This window comes from Mesorhizobium sp. M7A.F.Ca.US.005.03.2.1 (assembly GCF_003997795.1).
In the GTDB taxonomy this organism is placed as follows: Bacteria; Pseudomonadota; Alphaproteobacteria; order Rhizobiales; family Rhizobiaceae; genus Mesorhizobium; species Mesorhizobium ciceri.
Genome location: NZ_RZRP01000485.1, coordinates 1 through 4,813, shown reverse-complemented (window position 1 = coordinate 4,813; position 4,813 = coordinate 1). Strand labels below are relative to the sequence as shown.

The 4,813-nt window shown below is 57.7% G+C and carries 4 protein-coding genes; 2 read left to right on the top strand and 2 right to left on the bottom strand.

Features of this window, described 5'->3' with window-relative positions; translation table 11 throughout:
- Window positions 1-75: 75 nt before the first annotated feature.
- Window positions 76-546, top strand: coding sequence for a MucR family transcriptional regulator (locus tag EN991_RS23665; RefSeq protein ID WP_024505385.1), 471 nt, complete (start codon window positions 76-78; stop codon window positions 544-546).
- A 228-nt stretch (window positions 547-774) separates the two neighbouring features.
- On the opposite strand, the gene EN991_RS23660 is transcribed toward EN991_RS23665, so the two are convergent.
- Window positions 775-987 carry a cold-shock protein gene (locus EN991_RS23660; protein ID WP_008874821.1) on the bottom strand — a complete coding sequence of 71 codons (213 nt, stop codon included), beginning with the start codon at window positions 985-987 and terminating at the stop codon, window positions 775-777.
- Between the two features lie 1,543 nt (window positions 988-2,530).
- Window positions 2,531-3,652 carry a DUF418 domain-containing protein gene (locus tag EN991_RS23655; RefSeq protein ID WP_063169274.1) on the bottom strand — a complete coding sequence of 374 codons (1,122 nt, stop codon included), beginning with the start codon at window positions 3,650-3,652 and terminating at the stop codon, window positions 2,531-2,533.
- Window positions 3,653-4,406: 754 nt separating this feature from the next.
- Between EN991_RS23655 and EN991_RS23650 the strand changes: the two genes are divergently transcribed.
- Window positions 4,407-4,813, top strand: a 407-nt coding sequence (locus EN991_RS23650; RefSeq protein ID WP_164769334.1) for a response regulator, incomplete at its 3' end; no start/stop codon positions are given.

Genomic DNA, 4,813 nt, shown 5'->3' with positions numbered 1-4,813 from the left:
TTTTTTTTGCAGCGACAACCGCCACTATGAAGCGACACTTCGCCCAACTGTGTTTCAAGCTGCCCGGAGAAGTTTATGACAGAAGAACCCCACAAGACCGACATCCTCATCGAGCTCACTGCCGATGTTGTATCAGCCTACGTCTCCAACAACCCCGTCCCGGCGGGGGAGCTTCCTGCCCTGATCGCCCAAGTGCACGGGGCTCTAAACGGCACGGCTGGACTCATACCGGCAGAAGAGCCTGTGCCTGTAAAAAAACCTGCTGTCCCGATCAAAAAGTCGATCGAACCGGACTACATCATTAGCCTTGAAGACGGCAAGAAATTCAAATCGCTAAAGCGCCATCTGGCGACGCACTATGGTCTGACCCCAGACGAATATCGCGCCAAATGGGGTCTGCCGTCGGATTATCCCATGGTGGCGCCGAATTACGCCGCTGCGCGCTCCGCCTTGGCCAAGACCATGGGACTCGGCCGCAAACCGAAAGAGCCGGAAGCCCCAGCCACGGCGCCGGCGAAACGGACCCGCAAGAAGGTCGCAGCCTAAATCCGTATCAACAGTCGTTCGGACGCGCAGCAGCCGTTGGCCCAATCTGCGCGGAATCAAAGGGCGGGGATGAGCCCCGCCTTTCCCGTCCAAGAGCCTCATTTCCAGAGTAATTCATGATGGCTCCAGCAATCCCTGCCGCGGCATTAACTTGCATGCTCCGGCCCGGGTTTCGAGCCGTCAATGCGTTCCGGCGATGACGAACCTTGCCAAGGCTTTCCCGGACCGTTAGCCAGCCTTGCTGAGGCTGCCTGCAGAGGACTTTCCCGTGCGGCGATCCTGTTCCACCTCGTAGTTGATCTTCTGGCCCTCATTAAGGGTCGACAGGCCCGCTCGTTCAACAGCGGAAATGTGGACAAAGACATCCTGACCGCCGTTGTCAGGCTGAATAAAACCAAAACCCTTCGTGCTGTTGAACCACTTCACCGTTCCAGTCGCCATATCCATTCCTTTGTAATAAGTCGCAACTTAGGCAGGCCATTCACGCCAGCCTGATTTGTACACGAGACTTTAGGCGCATCAAAATCGGAAAATTGCAAGGCCCACTCGATCGCCTGATCTCCAGCAGCAACTGCAACATATGCGAGGCGCGTGCCAGACGAGGCGTATGCCAGACGTTTCGTCGTGCGCTGTCGCTCGAACGTTGACAGAAACAATGACACACCTTGCAAACTCGGCACATCTTGTGGACGTGCTCGGGTCGCTTCTCGACTGCGATACCCGCTCCTGACCGGGTATCGTCGGCCAAAATGAGAGTTTTTGTCATGTGCCGCCAGACCGAAAGATCAGGCGCGCAGCGACCTGCACATTCAAACCGGAACCCGCGAACCTCGATTAGCTTCTGCCTGCTCCGAAGGGCGGTAGCCTGCTCTGAGGCGGGCCACTGTCGGGTTGAAAACCAACTGTCGGGTTCGGAACCCCAGATTGTCGGCAAGGTACGCGCCGCCCACTGGTTGGCCAAAGGGGCACTGGCTCCTGATCCTGCCGCCATGCTCGCCCGATCTCAACCCGATCAAGACAGGTCTGCTCAAAACTCAAGGCGCGGCTGCGGAAGAAGGCGGCCAAAACTTTCGACGCTCTCTGCGGAACTCTCGGCGATATCTGCCAGCTGTAGGAGCCAAATCAAAAACCATTAATTGCGACAGGTGATTTTATGACATTCATTGCGAAGAGGCCAGAATGAACAGCGGAAGAGAGTAGCAGCTCTCTGGTCGCGGCGAGGTGGATCGTCGACACGATCGGCACCTGGCCCGTGCGGGGATCGCACCGCAGCCAGCACCAGAGCCAGACCTTGACCGCTTGCCTTGCTCAGGCGCCACAACAACGAGTGGCTGGAAGCAGATCCACGTGAACTCAGCGATATCGATCAGACGATGCTTACCCTCATGAAAGCCGATCCCGACGCTGTCCAGCGCCGCGAAATCCTGACCAGCATATGGCGCATCGGATGCCACCGCCTGCACACTCACCATCGACATGCCGGAACTCGGAACCAAAGGCCGCAAGCCTCGCCGGCCTCGGCAAAATGGAGCGGCCGCGCCTTCATCCGGGGCGGCCGGGCCAATGTTCGCCAGGCCCTCTACATGCCCGGCCCTTCGCCCTGCGCTTCAACCCCGACCTCAAGGCAAAATACCAGGCGCTAAAGGCGGCAGGCAAACCCGCAAAGGTCATCATCTTGTTGCGAAAGCTCCTCATCCTAGCAAACGCTCTCCTCAAGGCGCAGCGAAAATGGCCCCTAAAACCCTTGACCGAAACGGATACCTTAGCCTTTCAGGTGAGGCGGGCCGAGATAGACCAACCGCGGGTTTAACTTCGCGAGTTTAAGCTGATTATGCCGATGCAACTCTAGCGCCTGCGCGACCGTTTTAGCTTCCATCAACAAGGCGGCAGGCTGGGAGGAAGTACCCTCCCCTGCCGCGAACAAGCTTTGGACAAAGCCCCACCTTGTCCGTAATGTGATCGGGAGGCCGGGGCGCGGCGGTGCTCAGCGGATGTGACGCGCGAGATCTGCGACCCTACCCATCAGCACTTCCATCGGTCCTCGCTGGAAGATGCGCAGCCAAAGCACCGCAAAAGTGCTGATAACCACAACGAAGCCAAAGAGCGTGGACAGGCTCTCGTCTTTGAAAATGTTTATCTTCATAAGATAGGCTATTCCCGCAATGTGCAGCACATAGGCCGTCAAAGACATCGAGCCGACTGCGATTATTGGCCAGACCAGCTTTCGCAGACGCGGGAGCGCATCCACAGCGAGCATGCAAGCCGCCAAGATGATCATTGCGCAACCGGTGCTGCCCACGATCGAAAGCGTCGTTTCGCTATGAGGTGCGGCTATCCATGACGACTTGACTATAAATGACGACTTGGAAGGCTCAAAAGCGCCGTCAACGTCAGACCACCACAAGGAGGTTTCAGTCAAAGCGCGGGAACTCAGCGCGAGCAAGGATCCCCCATGGCCCAACACGGCCAGCGCGACCCCCGCCAGACCAAGGCGCCAATGCGCTGCTAGCGTATTAAGATTAAGGCGCGCGATGGCCATGCCAGCGATGAGGAAAGGAACCCAGGTCACCGCGGGATAGTAGCCGTTGACCATGAGGTTGAAGACCGGGTCGAGGAGGTTGGGGGCAACCGACAGAAGGGAGGAACGGACTTGCGGGAGAACTAATGCCGTAGCGGCAGCGATCAAGCCCAGCTGATATGCGCTGAGCCGATGGAGCGGCAATACCAACAAGAAGCAAATTCCGTAGTATTCTAGGATGACTTCGACCTGGGTACCGAGGCAGCCCAGGATTGAGCCAAGCGCGAGCAAAACAAGGGCACGAATTGCGACTCTGGCGATGGCCTGTCTACCGGCTATCCCCGACTTCGGCGCCTTGCGACCTGTAATCAGGAGGATTGAAAAACCGGCCAATACGGCAAACAGGGCCGACGGCCGCCCATGGGTTAGTTCCATCAGAAACCCGACTAGTCCTCCTTCGCCGGGGTCGGGACCGAGATGGGCGGCATACATCCCGAAGACAGCCAGGCCCCGAGCGAGGTCGATGCCGACCAGCCGATCTACTACCGACCCATTCCTAGCGTCGGCAACCGGTGCCTTCATTACCATGGTAGATTCCCTTGTTGGGTGTGTGGATCGCGGGAGCCGCGATAGGAGAGCCGGTCGGCTGCTGCCGTCGCCTCGTGAAAGGGTTCAAAACATCGCGCCATCTGGCGCATCGAGCCGGCGACAGAGCTGTTCAGCCATTAGCCTGGGGTAAGAACAACAGATCGGCTCACAAAGCCTGTGTCACGGACCTGAAAAGTGGTGTCGCGGAACCGTCGTTTTTTGCATGATGGCTAAGCCGAGAGATCCACTGCACCGACGAGAGACTCAGCGACGTTAGATATCCGATCAGTACGCCGCGGCTCCGCCGGTGACGATCACCCCGGGTGTCAAGGCCAGGGCGTAAACCTGCCATAATCTGTGGTAGTGCGCCCGCGACCAATCCGTTCGACAAAGCTCGGCGCATGGTCGAGCCAATCATATTCTTCCATGTGGCTGTTGCCTGAAAAACCGAAGACGCCGTTCGCTGGTCCAGCTCCAGACCTCGGCCTGCGTCGGTCATTAGAACCGGCGCGCCTGTTTCCCAAATCAATTTGCTGATGCAGCCGCCGGGGGTCACATTGAGCAAAAGTGCCGAGTTCAGGACGGGTTTCATAGGGGCTCTTCGTTTGGCTTTGTTAACGACCCCTTTCTTGCAAGTTGTAGCTGACAGCAGCCTGAAAGCTCCCCAAATAATTCGCTGCCGCCGGTTCAGCCTATTGTCAGCTTCGACCAATAAGATGGGAGCCTTGCCCTCATACCGGAGCTCGGCAGCATGATGCGAATACTGCTCACTGAAGACGATAAGGACCTTGGAAGTGCTATGCACGATCATTTGGTGGCTGGTGGCCACGCGGTCGACTGGGCCAAGAACCTGTCCGAAGCGCGCGATTATGCAGCTGTGGTCGGCTACGACCTTATTTTGCTCGACGTTCACCTGCCGGACGGCAATGGGATCGACTATCTGCGGGAGCTGATCAAGGAACTTGAATCGGCACCGGTCATCATTCTGACAGCCTGCGATCGGATTTCGCATCGCATCGAGGGCTTCAACGCTGGAGCCGACGACTATTTGGTCAAGCCGTTCGATCTGGGGGAACTCTCAGCGCGTATCCATGCAGTGGCACGTCGCCATGGGCATTTTCCGGAGCCGCAATTTTCGGTTGGGACGCTTTCCATACAGGC